This is a genomic window from Phocaeicola dorei (assembly GCF_013009555.1).
GTDB lineage: Bacteria > Bacteroidota > Bacteroidia > Bacteroidales > Bacteroidaceae > Phocaeicola > Phocaeicola dorei.
In genome coordinates this window covers 4,180,803-4,196,454 of sequence record NZ_CP046176.1, presented here as the reverse complement: position 1 = coordinate 4,196,454, position 15,652 = coordinate 4,180,803, and the positions used below count along the sequence as shown (strand labels likewise).

The following is a 15,652-nucleotide window of genomic DNA, read 5'->3' as shown; positions in this document are numbered from 1 at the left end:
TTTTTATCTAAGTGGTTGTTTGCATACCAGTTCCAGGTCATCAATAAGCAGGGTGCTACCCGGTGCGCCTTGGAATACATCACCGTCCTTGCTTGCCGACAGGACAATGCTGACGTTGTATCCTCCGTTTGCCAATTTTTGAGGATCTATTGTTTTTCCATAATGCTCATAGTCGAATTCCAGTTCAAAGCGGGTCCATTCGCTTGTTTCATGCGTGTCGGTTATGACAGCAGCGGCTACCATGTTTTCATGCTCGTAATTGTTCTTTGTGATATGACCGTCCAGCATCTGCACATCTTTGGTCTTTTCGTAAAACAGGGCATAGATATTGAAAACGTCTTTTCGGTTAGTATATTCTCCGTTCTCATAGAATTTTGGTCCTGCCTTGTATTTGTAGTAGCCGACCAATTTAATGGGTTCGTAATAGAAGGTTGTTCCGAATTTGGTTGCAGACAACGCATCGCTCATGGCGGAGCCTATGTCGAAACTGCCAATGAACAGGTTACCTGCTGCAATGGGCATACCTACCAGAGTCCCCAAGCTTCCTGTCTCGCGAGTAATCAGTTGCAAGCAGTTACCTGTGCGGCCGTTTGGACTGATGCTGGTGGGGAAGTCATTCGGAGCGTAACCGCTTCCGGTTAAGGCAAATCCCTGATTGCCACTGGACCATGTCAGTGTGGAGTAGCCAGAGGCTGCTTCGTATAGCACATAATATTCATTTTTATTATAAGGTACAGTTTTTACGTTTTCAAAGTTAAAGACCGTCGGGATACTTTTGGTTTCTGGATAATGGATATTGATAGCGTAGGTGCGGTGCCAATTCTTGTCCTCAGATGTTACAGTATAGCGCACTGGGTTGGTGAAGTTCTGTGTGCTTCCGCTGGCCGGTTCGATAGATGCTCCTTCAGTCAGCTCGAAAGTGGGGGCTAGTCGGGTCAAGTCGGTGCCGTTGTTTACTTCTATGTAAATAGGGTAAGCATTCAGGCTTTTGTCGTAAGGACGGTTATAGTCAATGTCTGTACCTGTTAGCATCTCGGCAGGGAGGATGCAGCTCAAGATGTCCGCTTCCGCATTGGGGGCTTCGTCCTTGATACAGGAGGTGCAAAGGAGCAGTCCTGTTACTGTGCAGGTGAATAAGTTTTTCAGCTTCATGAATTTGTAATTTAATAGTTGTTCTTATACATAACAGATTGCAAAGGTACTGATTTTCCGTGAAAGTGTTTGCATTCAAAATAGAAAGGTGCGGAAAATTGTCTTTCCCGCACCTTGAACTGCAAATATACTTAATAATAAAGGAATGGTTTTTATTAAACAATACCTTGAGCCATCATAGCTTTGGCTACTTTCATGAATCCTGCTACATTAGCACCTTTCACATAGTTTACATAACCGTCTGCTTCAGTACCATATTGTACACAAGCTTCATGAATATTTTTCATGATACTTTTCAATTTTTCATCTACTTCTTCTTGACTCCAGCTTAGTTTGATAGAATTTTGAGTCATTTCCAATCCAGATACAGATACGCCGCCTGCATTGGCTGCTTTGCCCGGGGCATACAGGATTTTGGCTTCTTGGAATACGCGGATAGCTTCAGGGGTAGAAGGCATGTTTGCACCTTCGCTGACAGCTATGACACCATTGGCAACCAATTGTTTGGCTTCATCACCGTTCAATTCGTTCTGAGTGGCAGAGGGTAATGCGATATCTGCCTTTTCACTCCAAGGACGAGCGCCTGCTACATATTTGCAACCATATTTTTCAGCATATTCACGAATACGTCCACGGTATAAATTTTTCAGTTCCATGATGAAATCCAATTTTTCACGGTCTATTCCATCCGGATCATAGATGTAACCATCTGAGTCGGACATGGTAACTACTTTACCGCCCAACTCTATTACTTTTTCTACCGTGTATTGAGCTACGTTACCTGAACCTGAAACCAAACAAGTTTTTCCCTTCAGGTCTGTGCCTTTGGTTTTCAGCATTTCCATCAAGAAATAGATATTACCATATCCGGTTGCTTCAGGGCGAATCAGAGAACCACCGAATTCGCGACCCTTGCCGGTCAGTACACCGGAGAATTCATGAGAGAGTTTCTTGTACATGCCGAACATGAAACCTACTTCACGGCCACCTACACCGATATCACCTGCAGGTACGTCAGTCTCAGGACCGATATGACGCCATAATTCTAACATGAACGCCTGACAGAAACGCATTACTTCAGCGTTTGATTTGCCACGCGGAGAGAAGTCGGAACCTCCTTTGCCACCACCCATCGGAAGAGTAGTTAGTGAATTTTTGAATGTCTGCTCGAAGGCAAGGAATTTCAAAATTCCCAAGTTTACAGAAGAGTGAAAACGGATACCACCTTTGTAGGGACCAATGGCATTATTATGTTGTACGCGGTAACCCATGTTTGTCTGGATGTTACCTTTGTCATCCATCCATGTTACACGGAATTGATACACACGATCAGGAATACACAAACGTTCAATCAGGTTTACCTTATCGAATTCGGGATGTTTGTTGTATTCTTCTTCGATTGTACTTAGTACTTCCTCTACCGCTTGATGATATTCAGGCTCATTGGGGAATCTTCTTTTCAGATCTTCTAATACCTTAGCTGCATTCATAATCTACTTCTTTTTATAATTGTTAATTAATTCTTCTTGTTTCTTTTGATGGCGCAAAATTATAGATAAAAATTGAAATGTGCAACAAATTATAAAGAAAATGCATGTAAAAATATCAATCTGTACAAAATGTAAGCTAAAAAGCGGATAAAAGATTATTTTTCTCTTTCCTTGAGATATTTTAATAGTGGAATAAAGACTAAAGCTCCCGAAATGATAATGGATAGTATTAAAGGACCGTCAATATGTTCGCTTCCTGTTAGAATAATATAGCAAATGGTAATCCATAATAGGGCTAGGATTACGATTTGTGGGAGGGAAAGCGGTTTTCTTCTCATAGTATTGTTTTAACGAATTGAATATAATTTCACCACAAATTGCATTGATTTACACAGATAGAATTTGCTGGTACTAATAACTAATAATCTGTGTAAATCTATGCAACCTGTGGTGAATGTTATTTATTTTTCTTTCTTTTTCTTGTCAACGATAGCGTCAATAACCGCAACCGCAGTGATGTTTACGATATCGCGTACGGAAGCTTCACAATCAGTGAAATGGATAGGTTTGTTCAATCCCATTTGTATCGGGCCGATTACCTCAGTTTCACTCATAGACTGAATGAGCTGGTAGGTAGCATTGGCGGAACTTAGATTCGGGAATACTAACGTGTTTACTTCTTTACCTTTCAAACGTGTGAAGGGATATTTCTCATCACGTAATTTAGTGTTCAGTGCAAAATTGACCTGCATCTCACCATCTATAGCCAGTTCCGGATATTCTTTCTGCATGTAGTCCACCGCATCATGTACTTTAGCCGGGCTGCCTTCTGTATCTGAGCCGAAGTTGGAGTAAGACAGCATGGCCATTGTCGGAGTGTGATTAAAGAATTCTACCGTTTTCTTTGACAATTTAGCGATGTCAATCAGCGTGTCGGTGTCCGGGTGACGGTTAATCAGAGTATCGGCTACAAAGTAAGTACCTTTCTTTGAATTCAAGATATGCATTGTACCGAAATGTTTATATTCCGGTTGGATGCCGATAACTTCTTTCGCTACCTTGATCGTGTTGGAATATTTGGTATATAGTCCGGTGATGAATGCATCGGCCTCTCCCGTTTCAACCATCATCATACCAAAGTAGTTACGCTCGAACATTTTGTCGTTGGATTCCTGGAGGTTGGCTCCTTGGCGTGCGCGTTTTTCCGAGAGGATGCGAGCATAACGTTCACGACGTTCAGCTTCACGGTCATGACGAAGGTTGATGATTTCAATTCCTTCCAAGCTCAGATCCAGTTCTTTTGCCAGTTTCTCGATGCGCTCGTCATTACCTAATAGGATAGGATGGCAGATTCCTTCGGCTTTGGCTTCTACTGCAGCTTTTAACATGGTAGGATGGATACCTTCGGCAAATACTACTCGCTGTGGGGCGCGACGGGCTGTTTCGTAAAGTTGACGGGTTAATTTGCTTTCTTGTCCCATCAATTCGCGCAGCCGGGTCTTGTAGGCTTCCCAGTTGGTGATGTTTTTGCGTGCCACTCCTGATTCCATTGCTGCTTTTGCCACAGCCATGGAAACTTCGGTAATTAAACGAGGGTCAACCGGTTTCGGGATGAAATAATCAGGACCGAAAGTAAAATTATTCACATGGTAGGCTTCGTTCACTACGTCGGGAACAGGTTGTTTTGCCAAATCGGCGATAGCATGCACGGCAGCCAGCTTCATTTCTTCATTGATAGCTTTGGCCTGAGTATCCAAAGCTCCGCGGAAAATATAGGGGAAACCAATTACGTTATTGATCTGGTTAGGATAGTCTGAACGTCCGGTAGACATCAGTACATCGGGGCGGGATGCCATGGCGTCTTCGTAAGAGATTTCCGGAGTCGGATTGGCTAATGCGAATACGATAGGATGATCTGCCATGCTGCGGACCATATCCTGAGTCAACACATTACCTTTTGATAGTCCTAAAAATACATCTGCGCCTTTGATGGCTTCTTCCAATGTATGTACATCGCGACGGTCAGTAGCAAAAAATTTCTTACTTTCTGTCAAGTTAGGACGGTCACTGGTAATCACGCCTTTGCTGTCTAGCATCAAAATGTTTTCTTTCCGTGCTCCTAATGCTACGTACAGTTTTGTACAGGAAGTGGCTGAAGCTCCGGCACCATTTACTACGATTCTTACATTTTCAATTTTCTTTCCGGCAACTTCCAATGCATTTAATAAGCCGGCGGATGAAATGATAGCTGTACCGTGTTGGTCATCATGCATTACTGGGATATCCAGTTCTTCTTTCAGCCGGTTTTCTATCTCGAAACATTCGGGAGCCTTGATATCTTCCAGATTGATACCTCCGAAAGTGGGAGCGATGGCCTTTACTGCCTGAATAAATTTTTCAGGGTCTTTCTCATTCACTTCGATGTCAAAAACATCAATACCTGCATAGATTTTGAAAAGCAATCCTTTACCTTCCATGACAGGCTTTCCGCTCAATGCACCTATGTCGCCTAGTCCTAAAACGGCTGTACCATTAGAAATAACGGCTACTAAGTTGCCTTTCGCAGTATAGTCGTATGCAGTTTGTGGGTCTTTCTCTATTTCCAGACAAGGCTCAGCTACTCCGGGAGAGTAAGCCAGTGACAGGTCTGTTTGTGTGCTGTACGGTTTTGTCGGTACAACTTCAATCTTTCCGGGCTTGCCTTGCGAGTGGTATAGCAAAGCAGCTTCTTTGGTAATCTTGACCATAATCTTTTTCTTTTAATTAGATGTCGTTTTAAATTGGTGGCAAAAATACAAATAAAATTATAATTTGAAGTCTAAAGAGTGTAAAATGATGTCGAATTGATGATTTTTAAAGTATTAGTTTTGATCAGTGTGAAAATCAGATTTCATTCTTTCGTGTTTTGTAGGACAAAGATAGTGAAAAAATAGTTTCATTCATGTCCGTATTATGTATGAGTTATAGTATGGTTTACTTGTTTAGATCTGGAAACAGATTGAATATATGTGAAATATATTTTACATAATCAGTATCCTTCTATTGCGCACGTTATTTATAGTTAAAGCTAATGGGCTAAGCGAACAAATGCCGGAAAAATGACTAATTTTGCGGCAGTAAAAACTAATTGGGTTCAAAAAGTTTTCTATAAACCTCTGTTAATTCGATAAATAAGTAAAGTTCAATAATATTAGTTATGAAGATGACAGTAAATAGTATGAAATGTTTTTCATGGAGCCGCCTCGCGATATTTACGGCGGCAATGGCCGTTTTAAGCAGTTGTGGAGGCGGTCAGAGCGGTATGAAGTTGGGTGATGACGAGTTTACCGTCGTGGCTGTACAGTCTACAGCCAGCCAGCAGTCTACTTCTTATCCCGCTACCATCAAAGGTGTTCAGGATATCGAGGTGCGTCCTCAGGTTTCCGGCTTTATCGTAAGGCTTTGTGTAGACGAAGGTGCAACGGTAAAGAAAGGTCAGGCACTCTTTCAGATCGATCCTACACAGTATGCGGCTGCCGAACGTCAGGCAAAAGCTGCTGTAGAGATGGCAAAATCGAATGTCAATACGCTGACTTTGAACGAACAACAGAAGAAAAATTTGTATGATAAGAAAATTATCAGTGATTTTGAGTATCAAAGCGCAGTAGACCAATTGCTTTCTGCAAAAGCCAGTTTGGCACAAGCTGAGGCTCAGTTGACCAGCGCTCGTCAGAATTTAGGTTTCTGTACAGTGACCAGTCCTTCAGATGGTGTGGTGGGTACATTCCCGTATCGTATTGGTAGTTTGGTGAGTCCTTCGGTTACACAACCGTTAACTACCGTGAGTGAAATCGGTGAAATGTATGTGTATTTCTCTATGACTGAAAAGCAGTTGTTGGGTTTAACAAGAGCCGGTGGCACACTGAAAGAACAACTGGAGAAGATGCCGGCTGTGAAATTGGAGTTGGCTGACGGTACGATGTATACTGAAGAAGGTAAGATTGACGCTGTAAGTGGTGTTATTGATCAGACTACCGGTTCGGTAAGTATGCGTGCCGTTTTCCCGAACAAACAGCTTGTATTGCGTAGTGGTGGTATGGCTAATGTAATTTTCCCTTATACTATGGAGGATATTATTTTGATTCCTCAGTCGGCTACACAGGAAATTCAGGACAAAAAGTTTGTTTATGTGCTTCAGTCGGATAATACATTGAAGCATACTGAGATCAAGGTATCGAATTTGAGTGACGGTAAGAATTATATTGTTACCAGTGGTTTGAAGCCCGGCGATAAAATTGTAGTTGAAGGTGTACAAACGTTGAAGGACGGACAAACAATTACTCCGATTACTCCGGAACAGAAAGAGGCGAAATATCAACAACACCTGAAAGATCAGAAGGAAGGAAATATTGCCACGGCCTTTAAATAATCAAAAATAAACAGATTAACTTCGTTTATATAAATAAGGTATATAGAGAATGAAACTAGATAGATTTATTAACCGTCCGGTGCTATCAACGGTAATCTCCGTCTTGATAGTTATTCTGGGTATCATCGGACTTGCTACATTGCCGGTTACGCAATATCCGGATATTGCACCTCCTACGGTGCAGGTACGTGCCACCTATACCGGTGCGAACTCCACAGCTGTATTGAATTCGGTCATTGCTCCGTTGGAAGACCAGATAAACGGCGTGGAGAACATGATGTATATCCAGTCATCAGCATCCAATAACGGTGCTGCCGATATTAACGTTTACTTTAATCAGGGAACAGATCCGGATATGGCGGCTGTTAATGTGCAGAACCGTGTTTCTATGGCACAAGGATTGTTGCCTGCTGAAGTAACCAAAGTGGGTGTGACTACTCAGAAACGCCAGAACTCCATGTTGATGGTCTTTTCATTGTATGATGAAACCGACTCGTATAATATCGAGTTCATTGAAAACTATGCTAATATTAACTTGATTCCTGAAATCAAGCGTGTAAAGGGGGTAGGTGACGCTAATGTGTTGGGACAGGATTATTCTATGCGTATCTGGTTGAAACCGGATGTGATGGCACAGTACAAACTGGTTCCTACTGATGTTTCGGCAGCATTGGCCGAACAGAATATTGAGGCGGCTCCGGGACAGTTCGGTGAACGTGGTGATCAGACTTTCCAATATACGATCCGTTATAAAGGACGTTTGCAGCAAACAAATGAATTTGAAGATATTGTTATCAAGGCCTTGCCGGATGGTAATGTACTTCGTTTGGGAGATGTAGCCGATATAGAATTAGGGCGTCTGGCTTATACATTCAATAATACGGTAAATGGCCACAAGGCTGTATCTTGTATCGTTTATCAGATGGCAGGTACTAATGCTACCGAAACTATTTCTAATTTGGAGGAAGTGCTTGCAAAGGCACAGGAATCACTGCCGACAGGTTTGAATATCAATATTGCCCAAAATGCCAATGACTTCTTGTTCGCTTCTATCCATGAGGTAATTAAGACATTGATTGAAGCATTTATTTTGGTGTTTATTGTGGTATATATCTTCTTGCAGGATATGCGTTCAACACTGATTCCGGCTATTGCCATTCCGGTGGCGCTGGTGGCTACTTTCTTTGTGCTGAAACTGATTGGTTTCAGTGTGAACCTGCTGACTCTTTCGGCGATGGTGCTTGCCATTGCGATTGTGGTCGATGATGCCATTGTCGTCGTCGAGGGGGTTCATGCCAAGTTGGATCAGGGATATAAGTCTTCCCGTGAGGCTTCTATTGATGCCATGAGCGAATTGGGTGGCGCTATCGTTTCTATTACATTAGTCATGATGTCTGTGTTCATTCCGGTAAGTTTCATGGGAGGTACCGCTGGTACGTTTTATCGTCAGTTTGGTATCACTATGGCTATCGCTATAGGTTTCTCTGCTTTAAATGCGTTGACTTTGTCACCAGCATTGTGCGCTATTTTCTTGAAACCGCATGATGAAGGACATGGAACAAAGAAGATGACTCGTGTGGAACGATTCCATACAGCCTTTAATGCGGCTTATGATTCTATATTGAAGAAGTATAAGAAGCATGTAGTGTTCTTTATCCATAAGAAATGGTTGTCATTCGGGTTGGTTACCGCTTCTATCATTTTGTTGGTATTCTTTATGAAGGTTACTCCGACGGGCATGGTGCCTAATGAAGATACCGGTACCATTATGGGTGCAGTGACGCTGCCTCCTGGTACTTCACAGGAACGTGCAATGGAAATCTTAAACCGTGTAGACAGCTTGGTGGCTGCCGAACCGGCTGTAGATTCCCGCACGGTGATTTCCGGTTTCGGTTTTATTGGTGGTCAGGGTCCTTCTTACGGTTCTATCATTATTAAACTGAAAGATTGGGAAGAACGTTCCATGATGCAGAATTCGGATATTGTGGTAGGTACGTTGTTTATGCGTGCACAGAAGATCATCAAGGATGCGCAGGTATTGTTCTTTGCTCCTCCTATGATTCCGGGTTATTCGGCATCCAGTGATATCGAGTTGAATATGCAGGATAAGACCGGTGGAGACTTGAATCATTTTTATGACGTCGTTTTGGACTATATGGATGCGTTGAAGGCACGTCCCGAAATTAATTCGGCTCAGACTACCTTCAACCCGAACTTCCCCCAATATATGTTGGATATTGATGCTGCTGCTTGTAAAAAGGCAGGTATCAGCCCCAGTGATATTCTAACTACCATGCAGGGATATTTCGGTGGTTTGTATGCTTCTAACTTCAACCGTTTCGGTAAGATGTATCGTGTTATGATTCAGGCGGAACCCGAAGCAACTAAGAATCTGGAATCTTTGAATAGTATCAAGATACGTAATGGGAATGAGATGGCTCCTATTTCCCAGTTCGTTTCTGTCAAGAAAGTATATGGACCGGATGTTATCAGCCGTTTCAATCTTTATACTTCTATCAAAGTGATGGTGGCTCCTGCCAGTGGCTATACTTCCGGACAGGCTTTGCAGGCTATTGCGGAAGTTGCCAAAGAGAATTTGCCTACCGGTTATGGTTATGAGTTGGGAGGTATGGCTCGTGAAGAGGCATCTACCAGTGGCAGTTCCACAGGTATCATCTTCATTCTGTGTTTTGTATTCGTTTACTTGTTGCTAAGTGCACAGTATGAAAGTTACATTCTGCCCTTGTCCGTATTGCTTTCAGTACCGTTCGGTCTGTTGGGTAGTTTCCTGTTTGTAAACGGATTTGCAGCATTGGGAAATATTCCGGCTTTGAAGATGATTTTAGGAACCATGTCAAATGATATTTATATGCAGATTGCATTGATCATGTTGATGGGGTTGTTGGCGAAGAATGCCATTCTTATTGTAGAGTTTGCTTTGGATCGCCGTAAGCAGGGAATGAGTATTTCCTGGGCTGCGGTCTTGGGTGCGGCGGCCCGTTTGCGACCGATCTTAATGACCTCATTGGCCATGATTGTAGGTTTGATTCCGTTGATGTTGGCTATGGGAGTTGGTGCTCATGGTAACCGTACTTTGGGAGCTTCGGCTATTGGTGGTATGTTGATTGGCATGATTTTCCAGATCTTTATCGTACCCGTATTGTTTGTGGTATTCCAATGGTTACAAGAGAAATTCAAACCGATTGAGTGGGAAAGTGTGGACAATACAGAGGTTGAACCCGAAATTGAACAATACACCCGTAAATGAACAGAAGAACAATGAAAAAGATAATAGGATTATGTTGCGCGACGTTTTTATTAAGCGGTTGCCACATCTATAAATCATACGATCGCCCCGAGTCGATAGATGCCACAGGCATCTATCGTGACCCGGTTGCCGCCAACGATACATTGGCTGCTAACGATACAACCAATATGGGTAACTTGTCATGGAAGGAAATTTTCCGTGATCCGAAATTGCAGATGCTGATTGAAGAGGGATTGGCAAACAATGTAGATATGCAGGCTGCTATCCTGCGTGTGAAGGAGGCGAAGGCGTTATTGACATCAGCTCGCTTGTCTTATCTCCCTTCTTTGGCCCTTGCCCCACAAGGTTCGTTGACTAGTGTGGACAAAAGTACTCCTGTAAAGAACTATACTTTACCTGCTTCTGCAAGTTGGGAAGTTGATTTGTTCGGCAAATTGCTGAATGCCCATCGTGGCCAGAAAGCATCTTATTTGCAAAGTAAGGCCTATCAGCAGGCAGTGCGTTCACAGTTGATTGGTGGTATAGCCAATGCTTATTATTCTTTATTGATGCTCGACCGTCAAGTCAGTGTGACCGAGCAGAATGTGGCGTTAATGAAAGAAACAGTGCGCACTATGGAAGCAATGAAGGAAGCCGGTATGACTACCGAAGCTGCTGTGGCACAGAGCAAGGGGACTTATCATCAGACGGAGGCTTCATTGGCTGACTTGAAACGTCAGGTGCGCGAAACTGAGAATTCTATTTCCGTATTGTTGGCAAAGGCTCCCCAGAATATAGATCGTGGAACATTAGAAGAACAAGTGATGCCTGCAGATTTGGCTGTGGGAGTTCCTTTACAGTTGCTTGAGAACCGTCCCGATGTAAAAGCGGCAGAATTGGCATTAGCTAGCGCTTATTATACTACCAATCAGGCGCGTTCCGCTTTTTATCCCAGTGTCAATATTACAGGTACTTTGGGATGGACTAATGGTTCCAATGGTACAGTGATTTCTAATCCTGCCGTTATGCTTTGGAATGCTATCGGCTCATTGACTCAGCCCATTTTCCAGCGTGGAAAATTGATAGCCAATTTAAAAGTATCGAAAGCGGAAGAACAGATTGCCAAGATGAATTATCAGCAGACTATTCTGGAAGCTGGTAAGGAAGTAAGTGATGCTTTGTTCCTGTATGATACGGCAGACAAAAAGTTGAGTGAGCACCAGGCACAGGTTTCCGAAATGCAAAAAGCGGTGGAGATGAACAATGATTTGTTTCAGGCGGGAAAGGCCACTTATCTGGAAATCATTACTGCACAACAGTCATTGCTGAGTGCACAGTTGAACGAAGTATCCGATACTTTCCAGCGTATGCAGGCTGTTATCAATCTGTACAGCGCATTGGGCGGTGGACGTGAATAATTAACCTTAAAAATAATATGAATATGATTAGTCCGTTAGCTTATGTAGACCCGTCAGCAAAAATCGGGAAAAACGTAACTATTCACCCGTTTGCCTACATTGATAAGAATGTGGAGATAGGTGATGATAATGTAATCATGCCCAACGCCAGCATTATGAGCGGCGCACGCATCGGTAACGGAAATACCATTTATAACGGAGCTGTAATTGCTGCTACTCCGCAAGATTTTAAATATACGGGTGATGATACCATCGCCCGTATAGGTAATAATAATACAATCCGTGAGAATGCGGTAATTATTCGCGCTACTTTCGCCGGAGATGAGACTGTGGTAGGAAGCGGTAACTTTATTATGCAGGGAGCACGTATCTCACATGATGTGACCATCGGTAACAACTGTATTATTGGTAACGGTTCGCAGGTGTCAGGTTGTTGTGTAGTCGAGGATTATGCTATTCTTACTTCCAATGTATTGATGCAGGGAAAGACTCGCTTGGGGGCTTATGCTGCCGTACAGGGTGGGTGTCGTTTTACCAAGGATATTCCTCCTTATTGTGTAGCTGCCCATGAGCCTACGGCTTTTTATAGCATCAATACCACCGTGTTGCAACATGAAGGTTTCTCGGAAACGGTTATTAAACATATAGCGCATGCTTTCCGTATATTGTATAAAGTGAATACATCTACAGAGGATGCATTGCGTCGTATTGAAGAACAGGTTCCGTTTAGTCCTGAAATTGCACATTTGATAGAGTTTGTCAGAAATTCTAAGTTGGGTATTATAAAATAAATGTATCTTTGTTTCCCTTTATGTTAAGAATGAACAGCGTCAGGAAAAAAAGAACGGATAAAACGGTAGTGAAGGAACACATTGTTTTGGCGGCAGCGAAAGCATTTGCACAGAAAGGTGTCAAAACAGTGAGAATGGATGATATTGCTACCGGATTATCTATATCTAAACGCACGCTTTATGAATTGTTCCATGACAAAGAGGATTTATTACTTGATGTTATGAAACTACATCGGGAGGAGATGCAGGAATATATGACTCAAGTGGCTTCCAAAGCAGAAAATGTTTTGGAAGTCCTCTTGAAGTTTTTTCAAAGAAGTGCTCAGGATTTTCAGAATACAAACAGGAAATTCTTTGAGGATATTGAGAAATATCCCAAGGTAATGCGTTACATTGATGAAAGCCGGAAGGAGAATTTAGATTCGGCTATGGAATTTTATCGCAAAGGAGTGGAACAAGGCATTTTTAGAAATGATGTAAATTATAATATTGTACGCGCCATGGTATGTGAGCAGATGGACTTGTTATTGCATTCGGAAATATGCAAGTCCTATTCGCTTGGTGAAATTTATGAAACAGTTGTATTTATGCATATGCGTGGCATTTCCACTGAAAAGGGGTTGAAGATTGTGGATGATTTTTTATTGAATTTAAAAGGAAACGAACATAATAAGTATGGTTAGAAACTAAATAAGTCACTAAATAAAGAGTAATAGTTAATGAAATTTTATTGCAAACCTACGTTAACCTTGTTTTTGCTGCTTTATGTAGCAATACAAAGTGCACAAGCACAAGACACATTGAGGATTACCTTACAGGACGCAGTCCGGATAGCATTGAGCGACAATCCCACCATTAAAGTCGCCGGTCAGGAAATCCTGTTAAAGAAAGAAGCCCGCCGGGAAGCTTATGCCGGTCTTTTCCCAGAAGCCAGTTTGGTGGGCAGTTATTCACGAGCCATAAAAAAGCAGTCATTTGCCATGATGGGAGAGGTGATTGAAGTCGGTACAGATAATACTTATAGTGGTGGTCTGTCTGTCAGTCTGCCTGTCTTTGCTCCGGCTCTTTACAAAAGTATAAGTTTGACAAGTACGGATGTGAACTTGGCTGTAGAGAAATCACGTGCTTCACGTCTGGATATGGTAAATCAAGTAACCAAAGCCTTTTTTCAGTTGCTTTTGGCACAAGACAGTTATGAAGTGCTGCTTAAAAGTTATAAGCAGAGTGAAGATAATTATAATGTGGTGAAAGCTAAATATGAACAGGGAACTGTCAGTGAATATGATAAGATTAGTGCGGATGTGCAGATGCGCAGCTTGAAACCTACCGTGGTGTCTGCCCGTAACGGAGTGAATTTGGCAAATCTGCAGTTGAAGGTCTTGATGGGAATGGAGTCTGATGTAAAGGTAGCGGTTGAAGGCAACCTGAAGGATTACGAAATGTCTATGTTTACTCGTCAGGCAATGCCTCGCCCAGACAATTTGATAAATAACAGTACGTTGAAACAATTGGAACTGAATGCATTGCAATTAAAGCAGACGCTGAAGTTGCAGTATACCAATTTTATGCCGACCCTTTCTGCTAGTTTCCAATATATGTATACTTCAATGAATGATAATTTCAAGTTCAAGGAATACGATTGGAGGCCCTATTCTACTATCGGTCTGAATCTAAGTATTCCTTTATTCAAAGGAAGTAATTTTACTCAATTGAAACAGACCCGTATCCAGATGAAGCAACTGGAAGAGAACCGTATCAATACAGAGCGGCAGCTCACTATGCAAGCTACCAGTTACTTGGATAATATGGCTGCTAGTACGGAACAGGTGGTAAGTAATAAAGAAGCTGTATTTCAGGCGGAGAAGGGGCGTACTATTGCCGAAAAAAGATATGAGGTAGGAAAAGGAACTATCTTGGAATTGAATAGTTCGGAAGTAGCTTTAACGGAGGCCCAACTGACTTATAACCAGTCCATCTATGACTATCTGGTAGCTAAAGCTGATTTGGACTTAGTCTTAGGCATTGATGAAGTAACGGAACAATAACACATTAACATAAAGATAACAGTATGAGAAAATATTTTCAATTCGCAGCTTTGCTGGTGGTAACTATGCTGAGTGCATGTTCAGGTGGAACGGAGAGTAAGGAAGCTGCTGATACCGCTATGGAGGACAAACCGGTAGTGCGGCTTGCTTCCGTAACTTCCCGCGATGTAGATCAGATAGAGGAATATACTGCCACTGTTGAAGCGGAAGCGAAAAATAATATAGCTCCGACCTCTCCCGGGCGTATAGACCGTATTTTTGTTGAAGTGGGAGATCATGTATCCAAGGGACAGAAATTAGTACAGATGGATGCGGCAAATCTGAAACAAATGAAATTGCAGTTAGAAAATGAAGAAACGGAATTCAGACGTATGGATGAACTGTACAAAGTGGGTGGAGCTTCCAAATCTGAATGGGATGCAGCGAAAACAACTTTAGATGTACGTCGTACTTCCTATAATAATTTGTTGGAGAATACGCAGTTATTAAGTCCTATTAATGGAGTGGTTACAGCGCGTAATTTTGATAACGGTGACTTATATTCTTCCGCCTCCACTCCTGTGTTGGTCATAGAACAGATCACTCCGGTTAAACTGTTGATTAATGTATCCGAACCTTATTTCCCGAAAGTAACTAAAGGTATGACCGTAAAGGTGAAATTTGATGTGTATGGTGATGAGGAATTCGAAGGAAAAGTTAGTTTGGTTTATCCTACTATTGATGCTACTACTCATACTTTTCCTGTAGAGGTAAAATTGGCTAATACCCATCAGCGTATACGTCCGGGAATGTTTGGCCGTGTGACTGTGAGTTTTGGTACATTGCGGCATGTGGTAGTTCCTGATCAGGCTATTGTGAAACGTGCCGGTTCGGGCGATCGTTATGTATATGTCTACAAAGACGGTAAGGTTTCCTATAATAAAGTAGAATTGGGACGTCGGATGGGAACCGAATATGAATTGATTTCCGGGGTGGAGGATAATTCGCAGGTGGTGGTCGCCGGTCAGACCCGTTTGGCCGATGGTGTGGAAGTGGCAGTAAATTAAAAATTGAGAGTTAGTTGATAATACTCTATATTTATTTACCTATATATGATTTTTT

General features: G+C 42.3%; 11 protein-coding genes. 7 read left to right on the top strand and 4 right to left on the bottom strand.

Annotated features, from left to right (window positions below; translation table 11 throughout):
• Positions 1-3: 3 nt before the first annotated feature.
• From GKD17_RS17445 to GKD17_RS17435, 4 genes are all read right to left on the bottom strand, one after another.
• Complete coding sequence (locus tag GKD17_RS17445) at positions 4-1,152, bottom strand: PCMD domain-containing protein (RefSeq protein ID WP_007831226.1); 1,149 nt, start codon at positions 1,150-1,152, stop codon at positions 4-6.
• Between the two features lie 155 nt (positions 1,153-1,307).
• The gene (locus GKD17_RS17440; protein WP_007831228.1) at positions 1,308-2,642 is read right to left on the bottom strand and encodes an NADP-specific glutamate dehydrogenase; all 1,335 of its coding nucleotides are present in this window, start codon (positions 2,640-2,642) and stop codon (positions 1,308-1,310) included.
• A gap of 155 nt (positions 2,643-2,797) precedes the next feature.
• A complete protein-coding gene (locus tag GKD17_RS23440; RefSeq protein ID WP_007831230.1) occupies positions 2,798-2,980 on the bottom strand; it encodes a hypothetical protein in 183 nt (60 codons plus the stop codon).
• 123 nt (positions 2,981-3,103) lie between these two features.
• Positions 3,104-5,389: an NADP-dependent malic enzyme gene (locus GKD17_RS17435; RefSeq protein ID WP_007831232.1), complete on the bottom strand. Its 2,286-nt coding sequence runs from the start codon at positions 5,387-5,389 to the stop codon at positions 3,104-3,106.
• A gap of 449 nt (positions 5,390-5,838) precedes the next feature.
• Here GKD17_RS17435 and GKD17_RS17430 point away from each other — a divergent pair, with 449 nt between their 5' ends.
• The 7 genes from GKD17_RS17430 to GKD17_RS17400 are packed head-to-tail and all read left to right on the top strand — an operon-like array spanning position 5,839 to position 15,597.
• On the top strand, positions 5,839-7,050 hold the full coding sequence (locus GKD17_RS17430) for an efflux RND transporter periplasmic adaptor subunit (protein ID WP_007831233.1): 1,212 nt from the start codon (positions 5,839-5,841) through the stop codon (positions 7,048-7,050).
• Between the two features lie 49 nt (positions 7,051-7,099).
• Positions 7,100-10,318, top strand: coding sequence for an efflux RND transporter permease subunit (locus tag GKD17_RS17425; RefSeq protein ID WP_007831234.1), 3,219 nt, complete (start codon positions 7,100-7,102; stop codon positions 10,316-10,318).
• 11 nt (positions 10,319-10,329) lie between these two features.
• Positions 10,330-11,715: an efflux transporter outer membrane subunit gene (locus GKD17_RS17420; protein WP_007843391.1), complete on the top strand. Its 1,386-nt coding sequence runs from the start codon at positions 10,330-10,332 to the stop codon at positions 11,713-11,715.
• A gap of 23 nt (positions 11,716-11,738) precedes the next feature.
• Complete coding sequence (gene lpxA, locus GKD17_RS17415; RefSeq protein ID WP_007843388.1) at positions 11,739-12,506, top strand: acyl-ACP--UDP-N-acetylglucosamine O-acyltransferase; 768 nt, start codon at positions 11,739-11,741, stop codon at positions 12,504-12,506.
• A 29-nt stretch (positions 12,507-12,535) separates the two neighbouring features.
• Entirely contained in the window at positions 12,536-13,189 is a 654-nt protein-coding gene (locus tag GKD17_RS17410) for a TetR/AcrR family transcriptional regulator (protein ID WP_007831237.1), read from the top strand.
• A gap of 36 nt (positions 13,190-13,225) precedes the next feature.
• Positions 13,226-14,551 (top strand): TolC family protein, encoded by a 1,326-nt coding sequence (locus GKD17_RS17405; protein WP_007831238.1) that lies wholly within the window; start codon positions 13,226-13,228, stop codon positions 14,549-14,551.
• Between the two features lie 23 nt (positions 14,552-14,574).
• Positions 14,575-15,597 (top strand): efflux RND transporter periplasmic adaptor subunit, encoded by a 1,023-nt coding sequence (locus GKD17_RS17400; protein ID WP_007831239.1) that lies wholly within the window; start codon positions 14,575-14,577, stop codon positions 15,595-15,597.
• Positions 15,598-15,652: the final 55 nt, after the last annotated feature.

Coding starts and splice junctions, on each gene's coding strand:
- GKD17_RS17445 (WP_007831226.1), bottom strand. CDS start 1,152: ATGAAGCTGAAAAACTTATTCACCTGCACAGTAACAGGACTGCTCCTT.
- GKD17_RS17440 (WP_007831228.1), bottom strand. CDS start 2,642: ATGAATGCAGCTAAGGTATTAGAAGATCTGAAAAGAAGATTCCCCAAT.
- GKD17_RS23440 (WP_007831230.1), bottom strand. CDS start 2,980: ATGAGAAGAAAACCGCTTTCCCTCCCACAAATCGTAATCCTAGCCCTA.
- GKD17_RS17435 (WP_007831232.1), bottom strand. CDS start 5,389: ATGGTCAAGATTACCAAAGAAGCTGCTTTGCTATACCACTCGCAAGGC.
- GKD17_RS17430 (WP_007831233.1), top strand. CDS start 5,839: ATGAAGATGACAGTAAATAGTATGAAATGTTTTTCATGGAGCCGCCTC.
- GKD17_RS17425 (WP_007831234.1), top strand. CDS start 7,100: ATGAAACTAGATAGATTTATTAACCGTCCGGTGCTATCAACGGTAATC.
- GKD17_RS17420 (WP_007843391.1), top strand. CDS start 10,330: ATGAAAAAGATAATAGGATTATGTTGCGCGACGTTTTTATTAAGCGGT.
- lpxA (WP_007843388.1), top strand. CDS start 11,739: ATGATTAGTCCGTTAGCTTATGTAGACCCGTCAGCAAAAATCGGGAAA.
- GKD17_RS17410 (WP_007831237.1), top strand. CDS start 12,536: ATGAACAGCGTCAGGAAAAAAAGAACGGATAAAACGGTAGTGAAGGAA.
- GKD17_RS17405 (WP_007831238.1), top strand. CDS start 13,226: ATGAAATTTTATTGCAAACCTACGTTAACCTTGTTTTTGCTGCTTTAT.
- GKD17_RS17400 (WP_007831239.1), top strand. CDS start 14,575: ATGAGAAAATATTTTCAATTCGCAGCTTTGCTGGTGGTAACTATGCTG.